The sequence below is a fragment of the Pseudomonas sp. Larv2_ips genome (genome assembly GCF_963879675.1).
Classification (GTDB): Bacteria; Pseudomonadota; Gammaproteobacteria; order Pseudomonadales; family Pseudomonadaceae; genus Aquipseudomonas.
Window position 1 is genome coordinate 1,779,511 of the sequence record NZ_CAWOAW010000014.1, and the last position, 14,300, is coordinate 1,793,810.

General features: G+C 62.3%; 10 protein-coding genes. All 10 read left to right on the plus strand.

Going from position 1 to position 14,300, the window contains the following annotated elements:
* Position 1 precedes the first annotated feature (1 nt).
* Positions 2-1,144, plus strand: coding sequence for an acyl-CoA dehydrogenase family protein (locus tag AACV02_RS14845; RefSeq protein WP_119740644.1), 1,143 nt, complete (start codon positions 2-4; stop codon positions 1,142-1,144).
* The gene (locus tag AACV02_RS14850; RefSeq protein ID WP_119740646.1) at positions 1,141-1,968 is read left to right on the plus strand and encodes an SDR family NAD(P)-dependent oxidoreductase; all 828 of its coding nucleotides are present in this window, start codon (positions 1,141-1,143) and stop codon (positions 1,966-1,968) included. The genes AACV02_RS14845 and AACV02_RS14850 overlap by 4 nt, the downstream gene beginning before the upstream one ends.
* A 10-nt stretch (positions 1,969-1,978) precedes the next feature.
* Positions 1,979-2,929, plus strand: coding sequence for a fatty acid desaturase family protein (locus AACV02_RS14855; protein ID WP_119740648.1), 951 nt, complete (start codon positions 1,979-1,981; stop codon positions 2,927-2,929).
* 61 nt (positions 2,930-2,990) lie between these two features.
* Positions 2,991-3,797 (plus strand): DUF3050 domain-containing protein, encoded by an 807-nt coding sequence (locus tag AACV02_RS14860; RefSeq protein ID WP_119740651.1) that lies wholly within the window; start codon positions 2,991-2,993, stop codon positions 3,795-3,797.
* 27 nt (positions 3,798-3,824) lie between these two features.
* Positions 3,825-4,892, plus strand: a complete 1,068-nt coding sequence (locus AACV02_RS14865) for an HlyD family secretion protein (protein WP_106578077.1) — start codon at positions 3,825-3,827, stop codon at positions 4,890-4,892.
* Positions 4,889-6,406: a DHA2 family efflux MFS transporter permease subunit gene (locus AACV02_RS14870; RefSeq protein WP_119740653.1), complete on the plus strand. Its 1,518-nt coding sequence runs from the start codon at positions 4,889-4,891 to the stop codon at positions 6,404-6,406. Before AACV02_RS14865 ends, AACV02_RS14870 begins: the two co-directional genes overlap by 4 nt.
* A gap of 22 nt (positions 6,407-6,428) precedes the next feature.
* On the plus strand, positions 6,429-7,772 hold the full coding sequence (locus AACV02_RS14875; RefSeq protein ID WP_119740655.1) for a TolC family outer membrane protein: 1,344 nt from the start codon (positions 6,429-6,431) through the stop codon (positions 7,770-7,772).
* A 207-nt stretch (positions 7,773-7,979) separates the two neighbouring features.
* Positions 7,980-9,221 carry a multidrug efflux RND transporter periplasmic adaptor subunit MexE gene (gene mexE, locus AACV02_RS14880; protein WP_106578163.1) on the plus strand — a complete coding sequence of 414 codons (1,242 nt, stop codon included), beginning with the start codon at positions 7,980-7,982 and terminating at the stop codon, positions 9,219-9,221.
* Positions 9,222-9,236: 15 nt separating this feature from the next.
* Positions 9,237-12,416 (plus strand): efflux RND transporter permease subunit, encoded by a 3,180-nt coding sequence (locus tag AACV02_RS14885; protein ID WP_106578074.1) that lies wholly within the window; start codon positions 9,237-9,239, stop codon positions 12,414-12,416.
* Complete coding sequence (locus tag AACV02_RS14890) at positions 12,413-13,828, plus strand: efflux transporter outer membrane subunit (protein ID WP_119740657.1); 1,416 nt, start codon at positions 12,413-12,415, stop codon at positions 13,826-13,828. The genes AACV02_RS14885 and AACV02_RS14890 overlap by 4 nt, the downstream gene beginning before the upstream one ends.
* Positions 13,829-14,300 lie beyond the last annotated feature (472 nt).

Sequence of the window (14,300 nt, forward strand, 5' to 3'; positions counted from 1 at the left end):
CATGTCACTGTCATTGTTAAACCGCTCGCGCGCCTTGCTTGACCGCTACGCCCCGGAGTTTGACGCGCGCCTGGCCGCCCTCGCCTTCGCCGAACGCGAAGCCCCCGAGAGCAGCGTCATCGCCCTGTTCAAACAACACGGTCCGGTCGGGCTGCTGGTCAACCGCGCCGCCGGTGGGCTGGGTGCAGGCATCCTCGATGCCGTGCATGTGCAGATCGCCCTGGGCGCGCGGTCGCCCTCGCTGGCGGTGGCCAGCACCATGCACCAGTTTTCGGTGGCGAGCCTGTTGGCACTCACCCAAAACGGGGGCGGCGCCGAAGGTCTGTTGCTGGCGGCCGTTGCACAGAATCGGTTGTTGCTGTCCTCGGGGTTTGCCGAGGGCAACTCGGGCGCGGGCATCCTCGACTCGAACATGCAGGCCGTGCACACCCCCGAAGGCGTGTTGCTCAGTGGCAGCAAAAAACCCTGCTGCCTCGGCCGGTCGATGGACCTGCTCACCGCCAGCTATACCCGCCAGACCCCACAGGGCGAAGAGCTGATGGTGGCGTTGATTCCCGCCAACGCGCCAGGCATCAGCCGCGCGCCGTTCTGGCAGAACAACGCGCTGGCCGCTGCCGAAAGCATCGAGGTACGCCTCAATGAAGTGCTGGTGCCCGAACGCATGCTGTTTTCCGCCGGCTACAAGCACCTGTTGGGCGACGTGCAAACCGTCGGTTTCATCTGGTTCGAACTGTTGATTTGCGCGTCCTACGTGGGTGCCTGCGCCGGCCTGATCGAGACGGTGACCGACGCAGGCCGCTGGACCGCGCATCACCGCGTGGACCTGGCGGCCAACCTGCAATTGGCAATCAGCGCGCTGGAAGGCGCGGCGCTGGATATCGAGCGCAATCCCCAGGACCTGCCGAACGTGCTGGCCCGTCTGCTGCTGGTGCGTTATGGCATCGAGCAGCTGCTGACCGAGCTGTCGGACCAGGCCCACGCGATGCTCGGCGGCATGGCATTTATCACCAGCAACCAGAGTTCGAACGGGTTGATGGCCTGCCGCGGCCTGCAATTTCACCCGCCGGCGAAGATCTCGATGGCGAGCAACCTCGACACCTATTTGTCCCACTCAACCTTCAGCATCGCCGGAGCGCACCCATGAACCTGCTCGGAAAAATCATCGTCATCAGCGGCTGCGCGCGTGGCCTGGGCCATGCCGCCGCCCGCACACTCAAGCAACAAGGCGCCACGGTGATTGGCCTGGACATTCTGGCGCCACAGGAACCGGAACTGCTGGATGGGTTTTATCAGGTCGACCTGTGCGACCGCAGCGCGCTGGCGTCGGTGATCGGCGCTATCTCAACCGATTTCGGCGACATCGACATCCTGGTCAATAACGCCGGCACGCTGACCCTGGAACGCGGTGAAACCGGCGTCACCGACGAAGTCATCCGCGCAGTGGATGTAAACCTGTTTGCACCATGGCAATTGGTGGCCGGGTTCTTGCCGGGGCTGCTGCGCAAACGCGGCAAAGTGGTCAACGTATCCTCCCTCTTCGCCCTGGTGAATGCGCCTTATGTGGCCGCGTACGCCGCCAGCAAACGCGCGCTGAGCGCCTATTCGGACGTGCTGCGCATGCAGTATCGCGGGCAGCTGGATGTGGTCACGGTGTACCCGGGGTTCATCGATACGGCGATCCACTTGCCGGCCCAGCGGGTGGGGCTGTCGGTCAAGCGCCTGGTGACCTTCAAGCGCGGTGACAAGACGCTGCTGTCTCTGGAAGAAAAGCTGGATGCAGCCTCTGACGGCCTGGTGCGCGCCTGCCGCACACACGGCTTGCGCAATCGCGGGCTGACCTTAATGGGCACGCTGGCCATGTACACCGCGCGCATCGCGCCAAGTGTGGTCGACGCCTTTATCGCCTTGCGCCTGCGCACGCTCACACGCGGCGGGCACCTGGCGCTCAAACCTGAACTGATCGAGTAACGCCTCGCCAATGGCCAGACAACTGCACCCCAAGCCCCAGGTCCGTCTCGACCGCGCCTTGTTCAAGGCGCGCACGGGCGAGTCGCTGCTGATCATCGCTTACGCCGTGTGCCTGTACCTGCTGCCCCTTGCCCTGTTTGTGTGGGTGGCAAACACGGCGCCCACCGTGTGGGTGCTGCTGTGTTCGCCCTTGCTGGTCGTGGCCGGGTACGGATTGTTTCTGCAAGCGATCCTTGGGCATGAAGGCTTCCACTTCAACCTGAGCGGTAACCCGATGCACAGCTGCTACCTGGGCATTCTTACCAGTTCGCTGCTGCCGGGGTTCTGCGTGACCGGTTACTTCGTCGACCATTGGCAACATCATCGCTACAGCAACAGCGCCAAAGACCCGGACTACCGGCACTTCTCGCGCTATCGCACGCTGGCAAGCCGCATCGCGCTGTCGCGTTTGCTCGCGACCTCGAACTACCTGCAAGCCACCGTGCGCCTGGCGTTCGGCCCACTGAGCAGTCCTTCGCTGCTGCCCTTGAGCGCGGCGCAGGTGCAACGGCTGGCGCGCTGCAACATCGCCTGCCAGGTGGGCTGGTTGTGCGTGTACGCCGTGGCGCTGTGGCAGATCGACGGGTTGCTGCTGGGGTTTTGCGCGAGCCTTGCGGTGGCGTTCCTGGTCTCGGCCTTCAATGCCTATCAGGAACATGCGTTCAGCGAAGGCGATGAAGCACCGCCAGCGCGCTCGCGCACCTCGCGGCTGTGCACCTGGCTGCACGCCGGCGCGAACTTTCACCTGGAGCATCACTTTTATCCCGCGGTGCCGTGCTGGCGCCTGCCAAAAGTGCACCGCCAACTGCTGGACGCGGGCTGGTACACAGACCGGCAGTACTTACTGGAAAAGCACTTCGTCGCGTCCTTCAAGTACGCCACCCGCCGCCATCCCTACCGTGGAGACACGGTAAACGACTGAACACTCACCCAAACATTCCGAATGGATTTCCCGCCTGAAGACTCAGGCTGCAGGAGCATGTATGCCTTTTGATATCGACAGCCACATCGAAACCGAACGCAAGCAGTTATTCAGCCACCCGCTGTTCGCCACTATCCGCACGGTTGAAGACGTGCGCACGCTGATGGAATTCCACGTGTTCGCCGTGTGGGATTTCATGACCTTGCTCAAGCGCATCCAGCGCGATCTGACCTGCGTCGAGTTGCCGTGGGTGCCGCCGGTGCACATCACCGCCGCGCGCTTGATCAATGAAATTGTGGTGGGCGAAGAAACCGACGAACACCCGGACGGCGGCTTTATCAGCCACCTGGACCTGTACCTCACGGCAATGGATGAAATCGGCGCCGACAGTTCGGTGTTCCGGCGCTTCCTCGCTGCCATCCAGGCCAAGGTGCCGCTGGCCAGGGCCCTCAACGACCGCGACATTCCGCTGGCCGCCAAAGTGTTCATGTGCCAGACCCTCGATGTGGCGCAGCACGGCTCGACCGAAGCGGTGCTGGCGTACTTCTTCTTTGGCCGTGAAGACATCATCCCCGACATGTTCGGCCGCCTGCTGTCGCAATGGTCGGTGCGTGAAACCGATGTGCCGATGCTCACGTATTACCTCAAGCGCCACATCGAAATGGACGGCGACGATCACGGCCCGGCGGCCAAGCGCATCATCGCCGAAATCGTCACCACGCCCGCGCAACACCAACACATGATCGAAAGCGCCAAGACCGCGATCAACTCGCGCATCGACCTGTGGGATGGCGTGTATCACTTCCTCCAGGAAAAAGCGCAACACGCCACGGACCGCCCTGTGCGTCAGGTTGAACACAGCGTCTGAGCCTCGCATGAACACAGGGAGTAGGACATGACCAAAGGCAAGCTTATAAAAATGACACTGTGCGTCGCCGTGGTGGGTGGGTTGCTGCTGCTCGGCTGGCAGCGCTGGCAGTATTCCAGCGCCTACGTGAGCACCGACAACGCCGAACTCGACGGCGTGATCATCCCGGTGCGGGCCAAGCTCTCGGGTGTGGTGATGAGCGTGCCGGTGATGGATAACGTCACCGTGGAAAGCGGCGACCTGCTGTTTCAGATACGCGACAGCGAATATCAATACCAGGTGCAGCAGCGCGAAGCACAGTGGCAAGCCTTGCTCGCCGCCGCCGGACGCAGCGGCAGCCCGGGTGCGCTGGACAGTCAGATTCTCGGCGCAGTCGCCATGCGCCAGGCCGCGCAAGCGGCGCTGGCGCAGTCCAGTGCCAACCTGGAGCAGGCGCGCAACGACTACCAACGTGCCCGGCGCCTGGGCGCCCAGGGGGTGCTGAGCACTCAGGACCTGGAGCTGGCCAAGGCGCGTTTCGACGCGCTTAGCCATGCCCAGGAAGCGGCCCGCAGCAATGCCCAGGCCGCCGCGCAAAGCACGCTGGCCAACAAGGCCGAACTCAAGGTGCAGGACTATCGGATCGCGGCGGCGCAAGCCGAACTCGAGCAAGCCCGCATCAAATTGCATGACGCCCGCCAGACTGCGCCGGTGCGCAGTATTGTCTCGAAAAAAGAGGTCGAACCCGGCCAGTTCGTGGTTGCCGGCCAGAAGCTCTTGAGCCTGATTGCCACCGACCCGCTGTGGATCACCGCCAACTTCAAGGAAACCCAGGTTGGCCGCGTGCGCGTCGGCCAACACGCCAAGGTCACGGTGGATGCGTTTCCCGGCCACGCCTTCGACGGCGTGGTCGAAAGCCTGGCACCGGCGACCGGGGCGAAGTTCTCGCTGCTGCCCCAGGAAAACGCCACGGGCAACTTCACCAAGGTGGTGCAGCGCGTCCAGGTGCGGATCGCGCTCAAAGACGTGCCGGATGACTACAAGGCCGTGTTGAGCCCCGGCATGAGCGCCTTTGTCGAAGTCGCCACGCCACACAACGCCAGCCAAACGCTATGAGGTCGCCGTACCTGATTGCGTTCACCGTGACGCTGGTGTCGATGATGGAGTTGCTGGACGTCACCATCGTCAACGTGGCGATTCCCAGCCTGATGGGCACCTACGGGGCGTCGGTCGACGAAATCTCGTGGGTCTCCACCGGCTACGTGGTGGCCAACGTGGTGATTCTGCCGGTCAGCGGCTGGCTGTCTGCCTGGTTCGGGCGGCGCCGGTATTACCTGGTCTCCACGGCCGTGTTTGTGCTGGCGTCGGTAGGCTGCGCGTTCTCCGCTGAGCTGTGGCAACTGGTGGCATTTCGCGTGCTGCAGGGGTTGGCGGGCGGCGGCTTGCTGGGGATTTCCCAGGCGATCATCTACGACGTGTTCCCCAAGGAAAAGGTCAGCAGCGGCATGGCGCTGTACGGCGTCGGCGTAATGATGGGGCCGACCCTTGGGCCGACGGTCGGTGGCTATCTGATCGACACCTTGTCATGGCACTGGATCTTCCTGATCAACGTGCCCATCGGCGCCGTGGCCCTGTTGCTGTGCTGGCTGTGCATCGGCGATTCGGCCAACGAGCAAAAACCCAGCAGTGTTGACTACAGCGGTTTCTGCCTGTTGGCGCTGGGGGTCGGCAGTTTGCAGATCCTGCTCGAGCGCGGCGAGCATTGGGACTGGCTGGAGTCCAACTGGACCGTGGCCTGCCTGTTGCTCAGCAGCTTTAGCCTGGTGGGGTTTTTCTGGTGGGAACGGCGCGCGGCCAACCCGATCGTCAACGTCGCGCTGTTTCAGAACCGCGAGTTCCTGATGGGCTGCATCTGCGCATTTTGCGTGGGCTTCGGGCTGTACAGCACCTTGTTCATGGTGCCGCTGTTTTTGCAGACGTTGCTGGCGCAAAGCGCGTACCAGAGCGGGCTGGTGATTTTCCCCGGGGCGGTGGCCAGCGCCATCAGTACCTTGGTGATCGGCAAGCTGTCCCAGGAAAACAAGATCGACGAACGCGTGTTCGTGACCTTGGGCATCGTCATGTACTGCTACGCGATGTTCCTGCACACCCAGTTCACCCTCGACAGCAACCCGGACACGCTGTACTGGCCGCTGGTGATCCGCGGGCTGGGCCTGGGCATGATCTTCGTGCCGCTGACCAACCTGGCCATGCGGCGCCTTCCGTTGACGTTGATCTCCGGTGCCTCGGGCGTATTGAACCTGATGCGCCAACTGGGCGGCAGCGTCGGCATCGCCATCGCTGCAACGCTGCTCACACGGTTTTCGTGGGAGCGCTATCGGCTGCTCTCCGAGCACGTGACCGAGTCCAGCCTGATCGCCAATGGTTGGGGCGGCGTGGAATCCAACCCGCTGTTCCTCTCGCTCAGCCTTGCCAGCCATCAACAAGCCCTGGCCTTGATGCCCTACCTGCAAGCGCGTGAACAAGCGCAAATGCTGGCCTTCAGCATGCTGTTCGGCACCTTGGGCGCCGTTATGGCCATTGGCATTCCCATGGTGCTGATGATGCGCAGAAGCACCCTCAGCCGATAATTTTTTTGTGGAGCACCTACCCTTGCGTATTCCAGGGCTGCATCTAAAACACCTCACCCTGCTCACCTGCCTGGGCGGGCTTGCCCTCGCCTGCTGCCCGACCTACGCGTCGGCAGAGGACTTGTACCAGCTGTATCAAAAAGCGCTGAGCCACGACATGAAGTTCGCCGCCGCCCAGGCCCAGCAACTGGCCACGGCGGAAAAAGAACCGCAAAGCCGCGCCAACCTGCTGCCGGACCTGTCCGTCACGGGCGGCGCCGCCTGGGTCGATGCCGAGGATTCCAACGATTACCACCGTAACCGCAACAACACCAATGCTTACGCGGTGGTGCTCACTCAGCCGCTGTTGCGCTGGCAGAACGTGATCGCCCACGACCAAAGCAAATTGCTGATCAGCGCCAGCGAAGTGCAGACCGAACAGGCGCGCCAGGACCTGATGCTGCGCGTGGCCCGCGCCTATTTTGAGGTATTGCTCAACCAGGAGCTGTTGAACACCCGCACACAACAACTGCAAACCTTGCAGGAGAGCCAGCACCGCACACGGCGTTTACTGGCCGACGGCGCCGCTACCGCCAATGCGCTCGAACAGGTGCAGGCCAAGTACGACCAGGCCTTCGCCGAGCAGATTGCCGCACGCGGCGCGCTGGACATCGCCACCGAAACGCTGACCCAATTGACCGCCGCTCAGGCGCGGCCGTGGTCGGGCAAGGAGCCGCAATTCAGCGCCCCGGTGCCTGCGGCCATCGGCGAATGGGCAAGCACCGCGCAACAAGGCAACCTGGCCGTGCAGCGCGCGCAGATCACCCAGCGCCTGGCCGAAATGGACATCGACAAGGAACAGGCCGGCCACTTGCCGACCCTCGACCTGATCGCCGCCCACGGCCGCTTTGCCTCGGTGGGTGGCGATGTGTACGACGTCACGCTGCCGGAAAACCGCTATAACCAGACCGTGGTCGGGGTCAAGTTGAGCGTGCCGCTTTACGGCGGTGGCCGCACCAGCAGCCGCGTGCGCGAAGCCCATGCGCTGCAAAGCAAGGCCCTGGATGAGGTTGAAGACGCGCGCCGCACCGCCGGGTTGATGGCGCGCCAGGCGTACCTGCAAGTCACCAGCGGCATGAGCCAATACCAGGCGCTCAAGCAGGCGCTCAAGTCCAGCCAGGTTAACCTGGCGTCGGTCACCCACGGCTTTGAAGCCGGCTCACGCATCAACACCGACGTGCTGGATGCGCAGCAGAAAGTCACCGACACCCAGCAGCGTTTGGCCCAGCAGCGCTACAGCATCTTGCTGGCCCAATTGAACCTGCTGGCCTCCACCGGCAACCTGAGCGAGGTGCGTTTGCGCGAAGTCAGCCGCCTGCTGGACTGAAAAACCGCGCGGGCGTTCCTTGCAGCCCGCGCAACAGTCTTTTGTCATCACTCCTATTGATAGCTCCCTAACGAAACCCGCATCCTAGAGGGCTAATCTCGCGCTTATATCATTCCGAATGATAGTTACCTTTGCTTCATTCGATTCGTGACATAGCACCTCGCCGCGCATGATCCGCCCATCTCAATACATTGGCGGATGCACTTCATGGAACAGTCACTCAAACATTTGCGCTTCCCCTTGGCGATTTTGGCCGTGGTGGTGATGAGCGCATGCGGCAAGACCCCGGAACAAGCGGCCGCCATGCCTCCTGCGAAAGTCAGTGTGGCCAAGGTGCTCGAACAACCGGTCAACGAGTGGGACGAATTCACCGGTCGCCTGGAAGCTCCGGAAACCGTGCAGATTCGTCCGCGCGTGTCCGGCCAGATCGACCAGGTGGCCTTCACCGAAGGCGCCCTGGTGAAAAAGGGCGACTTGCTGTTCCAGATCGACCCGCGTCCGTTCCAGGCTGAAGTGCGCCGCCTCGAAGCCCAGCTTGCCCAAACCAAAGCCGCCGCCACCCGTAGCGATAACGAAGCGCAACGCGGCGACCGCCTGCGTCAGAGCAACGCGATCTCCGCCGAACTGGCCGACTCGCGCACCACCGCCGCCCAGGAAGCCCGCGCCGCAGTGGCCGGGATTCAGGCGCAGCTGGACCTGGCCAAGTTGAACCTGAGCTTTACCCGCGTGACCGCACCGATCAGCGGCCGTGTCAGCCGTGCCGAAATCACCGCCGGCAACCTGGTGACCGCCGACGTCACCGCGCTGACCAGCGTGGTCTCCACCGACAAGGTCTACGCCTACTTCGACGCCGATGAGCGCGTGTACCTCAAGTACACCCAGCTGGCGCGCGAAGGCCGTCGTGGTGCAACCACTCCGGTGTACCTGGGCCTGTCCAACGAAACCGGCAACCCGCACCTGGGCCAGATGAACTTCGTCGACAACCAGGTCAACCCGGCCACCGGCACCATCCGTGGTCGCGCCGTGTTCGATAACAGCAAGGGCGAATACACCCCGGGCCTGTATGCACGCTTGAAGCTGGTCGGCAGCGGCACTTACTCCGCCGTGCTGATCAACGACGAAGCCGTCGGCACTGACCTTGGCAAGAAGTTCGTGCTGGTGATGGACGGCGACAAGCCTGCGTATCGCTCGGTGGAACTGGGGCCGAAGATCGAAGGCCTGCGCATCGTGCGCAGCGGTTTGAACAAGGACGACACCATCGTCGTGAAGGGCTTGCAGCGTATTCGCCCGGGCTCGCCGGTTGCGCCGGAAACGATCCCGATGGCCAGCAAGGAAACCCTCGCCGCCTTGGCACAACAACGACAAGCGCTTGAAGCCAGCAACCTGGAGCAAGTGGCGCCGGATAAAGCCGCGCCCAAAGTTGCCAGCGTCGCGACTCCACGCGGTTAAGGGATACAACTCAAGATGAATTTTTCCAAGTTCTTCATTTCGCGGCCGATCTTCGCAGCGGTGCTGTCGCTGTTGATCCTGATTGCCGGCGCGATCTCGCTGTTCCAGCTGCCGATCAGCGAATACCCGGAAGTGGTACCGCCGACCGTCGTGGTACGCGCCAACTTCCCGGGCGCCAACCCTAAAGTCATCGGTGAAACCGTGGCCGCTCCGCTGGAGCAAGCCATCACCGGCGTCGAGAACATGCTGTACATGTCCTCGCAGTCGACCGCCGACGGCAAACTGACCCTGACCATCACCTTCGCCCTGGGCACCGACCTGGACAACGCGCAGGTACAGGTGCAGAACCGTGTGACACGGACTCAGCCAAAACTGCCTGAGGAAGTGACGCGCATCGGTATCACCGTAGACAAGGCGTCTCCCGACCTGACCATGGTGGTGCACATCACCTCCCCGGATCAGCGCTACAACATGCTCTACCTGTCCAACTACGCGATCCTCAACATCAAGGATGAGTTGGCGCGGCTGGGCGGCGTGGGCGACGTGCAGTTGTTCGGCATGGGCGACTACTCCCTGCGTGTGTGGCTGGACCCGAACAAGACCGCCTCGCGCAACCTGACCGCTACGGATGTGGTTACGGCCATTCGCGAGCAGAACCGCCAGGTGGCGGCCGGTGCATTGGGCGCGCAACCTGCACCCAATGACACCAGCTTCCAACTGTCGGTCAACACTCAGGGCCGCCTGGTCACTGAGGAAGAGTTCGAAAATATCGTGATTCGTGCCGGTGCTAACGGCGAAATCACGCGGTTGAAAGACATCGCGCGGGTTGAGCTGGGTTCCAGCCAGTACGCCCTGCGTTCGTTGATCGACAACCAGCCGGCTGTGGCGATCCCGATCTTCCAGCGCCCCGGCTCCAACGCCATCGACATCTCCAATGAAGTGCGCGCCAAGATGGCGGAGCTGAAACAGAGCTTCCCGGAAGGCATGGATTACCGCATCGCCTATGACCCGACGGTCTTCGTGCGCGGTTCCATCGAAGCCGTGGTTCATACCCTGTTTGAAGCACTGATCCTGGTAGTGCTGGTGGTGATCCTGTTCCTGCAGACCTGGCGCGCGTCGATCATTCCGCTGGTGGCAGTGCCGGTTTCGTTGATCGGTACCTTTGCGGTGATGCACCTGTTTGGCTTCTCGCTCAATGCGCTGTCGCTGTTCGGACTGGTGTTGGCGATTGGTATCGTGGTGGACGACGCCATCGTGGTGGTGGAGAACGTCGAACGTAACATCGAGTTGGGACTGGAACCGTTCCCGGCCACTGAAAAAGCCATGAGCGAAGTGACCGGCCCGATCATCGCCACTGCGTTGGTGCTGTGTGCGGTGTTCATTCCGGCAGCGTTTATCAGCGGCTTGACCGGGCAGTTCTACAAGCAGTTCGCCTTGACCATTGCGATTTCGACGGTGATCTCGGCGTTCAACTCGCTGACCTTGTCCCCGGCCCTGGCTGCCGTCTTGCTCAAGGGTCATAACGCCCCCAAGGACCGTTTTTCCAAGGCACTCGACAAGGTGTTCGGCGGCTGGTTGTTCCGTCCGTTCAACCGATTCTTCGAGAAGGCCAGCCATGGTTACGTCGGCACCGTACGCCGGGTGATTCGCGGCAGCGGCATCGCGCTGTTCCTGTACGCCGGGCTGATGGTGCTGACCTGGTTGGGTTTCGCCCATACCCCCACCGGTTTCGTACCGGCCCAGGACAAGCAGTACCTGGTGGCCTTCGCGCAATTGCCGGACGCCGCGAGCCTGGACCGCACCGAAGATGTGATCAAGCGCATGTCGGACATCGCCATGAAGCAGCCGGGCGTGGAAAGCGCGATCGCCTTCCCCGGCCTGTCGATCAACGGTTTTACCAACAGCCCGAACAACGGCATCGTGTTCGTGACCTTGAAGCCGTTCGATGAACGTAAAGACCCGAGCCTGTCGGCCGGCGCGATTGCCGGTGCACTGAACGGCAAGTACAGCAGCATCGAAGAAGCCTACATGGCGATCTTCCCACCGCCGCCGGTACAGGGCCTGGGCACGATTGGCGGGTTCCGCCTGCAGATCGAGGACCGTGGCAACCTGGGTTACGACGAGCTGTACAAAGAAGTGCAGAACGTCATCACCAAAAGCCGTGGCGTGCCTGAATTGTTCGGCCTGTTCACCAGCTACACGGTCAACGTGCCGCAGGTTGATGCGGCCATCGACCGTGAAAAAGCCAAGACCCACGGCGTGGCCGTCAGCGACATCTTCGACACCCTGCAGATCTACCTGGGTTCGTTGTATGCCAACGACTTCAACCGCTTCGGGCGTACCTATCAGGTCAACGTGCAGGCCGAGCAACAGTTCCGCCAGGATGAAGACCAGATCGGCCAGCTGAAAGTGCGTAACAACAAGGGCGAGATGATCCCGCTGGCGACCTTTATCAAGGTCAGCGACACCTCGGGCCCGGACCGCGTGATGCACTACAACGGCTTTATCACCGCTGAAATCAACGGCAACGCCGCACCGGGCTACAGCTCCGGCCAGGCCCAGGCCGCGATTGAGAAGCTGCTGAAAGAGGAACTGCCCAACGGCATGACCTACGAGTGGACTGACCTGACTTATCAGCAAATCCTCTCGGGCAACACCGCGCTGTTCGTGTTCCCGCTCTGCGTACTGCTGGCGTTCCTGGTACTGGCCGCCCAATACGAAAGCTGGAGCCTGCCACTGGCGGTGATCCTGATCGTACCGATGACGCTGCTGTCGGCCATTACCGGGGTAATCATCTCGGGCGGCGACAACAACATCTTCACCCAGATCGGCTTGATCGTACTGGTGGGCCTGGCGTGCAAGAACGCGATTCTGATCGTCGAATTCGCCAAGGATAAACAGGCCGAGGGGCTCGACCCACTGGCCGCGGTACTGGAAGCCTGCCGCTTGCGTCTGCGCCCGATTCTGATGACCTCGTTCGCGTTCATCATGGGCGTGGTGCCTCTGGTGTTGTCCAGCGGTGCCGGTGCCGAGATGCGTCATGCCATGGGTGTGGCGGTGTTCTCCGGGATGATCGGCGTGACCTTCTTCGGTCTGTTGCTGACGCCAGTGTTCTACGTACTGATCCGTCGCTATGTGGAGCGCCAGGAAGCGCGCAAAGCGGCCAAGGCCTTGAAGCTGGAGACACAGCAATGAGCGTGAAAGTATTCCTGCCGAGCTTGCTGGTATTGGCGCTGAGCGCCTGTGCCGTGGGCCCGGATTACAAAACCGAGAAACTGGAGGCGGCCAACATCACGGCCGCCGCCGACACCAAAAGTTATGACCACGCCAAGTACGAAGGCATCTGGTGGCAGCAGTTCGACGACCCGACCCTCTACCAACTGGTGACCCAGTCGTTGAACGGTAACCGCGACTTGCGCGTAGCCTTTGCCCGTCTGCGAGCGGCGCGTGCAATTCGCGATGACGCGGCCAACGACATCATGCCGGTGGTCACCAGCCGTGCCAGCAGCGACGTGGGCAAAGGCCAGATCCCGGGCCAGACCACCAAGCGCGTCAACAGCGAGCGCTACGACCTGGGCCTGGACATGGCCTGGGAAGTGGATTTGTTCGGCCGCATCCGCCGCAACCTGGAAGCCAGCGATGCTGACCAACAGGTTGCCGAAGCCGACCTGTACCAACTGCAAGTCACCATGATTGCCGAGCTGGTGGACGCCTACGGTCAACTGCGCGGTGCGCAATTGCGTGAACGCATCGCCCTGGACAACCTGAAGAACCAGCAGGAATCGCGCACCATTACCGTCAGCCTGCGCGATGCCGGCGTCGGTGATCAGCTCGATGTAGAACGCGCCGACGCACGCCTGGCCGCGGTTGAAGCCAGCGTGCCGCAACTGCAGGCCGAGCAAGTGCGCGAGCGTAACCGCATCGCCACCCTCCTCGGCCAGCGCCCCGACAAGCTGACTGTGGACCTGAGCCCCAAAGACCTGCCGGCGATTGCCAAGGCGTTGCCCATTGGCGACCCGGGGCAGCTGCTGCAGCGTCGTCCGGACATCCTCAGTGCCGAACGCAAACTGGCGGCCGCCACCGCGCGTATCGGCGTGGCCAAGGCCGACCTGTTCCCACGGGTCAGCCTCAGCGGCTTCCTCGGCTTTACGGCCGGACGCGGTTCGCAGATCGGGTCTGCCGCAGCGAATGCCTGGTCCCTCGGCCCAAGCATCACCTGGGCGGCGTTTGACCTGGGCAGCGTGCGAGCGCGGTTGCGTGGTGCCAACGCCGAGGCCGATGGCGCCCTGGCAACCTATGAGCAACAAGTGCTGCTGGCGTTGGAAGAATCGGAAAATGCTTTCAGTGATTACGGCAAACGCCAGCAGCGCCTGGTCTCGCTGATCCGTCAGAGTGAATCAAGTCGCGCCGCGGCCGACCTTGCGGCGATCCGCTACCGCGAAGGCACGGTGGATTTCCTGGTGCTGCTTGACGCGCAACGTGAGCGTCTGGCCGCTGAAGACTCCCAGGCCCAGGCCGAAGTGGACTTGTATCGCGGGATTGTCGCGATCTACAAGGCGCTGGGCGGTGGGTGGCAGCCGAGTACCACGATTGCCAGTGCCAAGTGATTTGACTTAAAGAGCTCCTTTGGTTGGTCGCATCCAGCCAATTTTTAGCCCCGTGCCGTCATTCGGTCGCGGGGCTTTTTTTTGCTCGCTTGTGGTGTGTGCATATCCGTTATTTCGCTCAGGGCTGCTATTGGTTCCGCTCTGACAGCGGCTCACTTTTGAAAAGCGCAAAAGTAAGCAAAACGCTCTTGCCCCACCACTCGGCACCTCGCCTAGGCTCGGTGTGCCCTCACGCAGGCTTTGGACCAGCGTGGTTTAACGGGGCGCCTAAGATCAAGATCAAAAGCAAGAGCACAGCGGCCTACCGGCCGGCTTGAGTGTTGAAGAGCAAAATCAAAAGCCAAAGCGGGCACGGTCCACTGTAGGAGCTGGCTTGCCGGCGGTAGCATCGCTTCGGTGTATCTGGAAGACCGAGTTGTCTGCATCGCAGGCAAGCCAGCTCCCACAGAAAAGCAGAGCCACCCCACCCGTA

What these genes read in the sequence shown, in the direction of transcription:
- AACV02_RS14870 (WP_119740653.1), top strand. Translation starts at nt 4,889, where the DNA reads ATGAGGTCGCCGTACCTGATTGCGTTCACCGTGACGCTGGTGTCGATG.
- AACV02_RS14850 (WP_119740646.1), top strand. Translation starts at nt 1,141, where the DNA reads ATGAACCTGCTCGGAAAAATCATCGTCATCAGCGGCTGCGCGCGTGGC.
- AACV02_RS14855 (WP_119740648.1), top strand. Translation starts at nt 1,979, where the DNA reads ATGGCCAGACAACTGCACCCCAAGCCCCAGGTCCGTCTCGACCGCGCC.
- AACV02_RS14885 (WP_106578074.1), top strand. Translation starts at nt 9,237, where the DNA reads ATGAATTTTTCCAAGTTCTTCATTTCGCGGCCGATCTTCGCAGCGGTG.
- AACV02_RS14845 (WP_119740644.1), top strand. Translation starts at nt 2, where the DNA reads ATGTCACTGTCATTGTTAAACCGCTCGCGCGCCTTGCTTGACCGCTAC.
- AACV02_RS14865 (WP_106578077.1), top strand. Translation starts at nt 3,825, where the DNA reads ATGACCAAAGGCAAGCTTATAAAAATGACACTGTGCGTCGCCGTGGTG.
- AACV02_RS14860 (WP_119740651.1), top strand. Translation starts at nt 2,991, where the DNA reads ATGCCTTTTGATATCGACAGCCACATCGAAACCGAACGCAAGCAGTTA.
- mexE (WP_106578163.1), top strand. Translation starts at nt 7,980, where the DNA reads ATGGAACAGTCACTCAAACATTTGCGCTTCCCCTTGGCGATTTTGGCC.
- AACV02_RS14890 (WP_119740657.1), top strand. Translation starts at nt 12,413, where the DNA reads ATGAGCGTGAAAGTATTCCTGCCGAGCTTGCTGGTATTGGCGCTGAGC.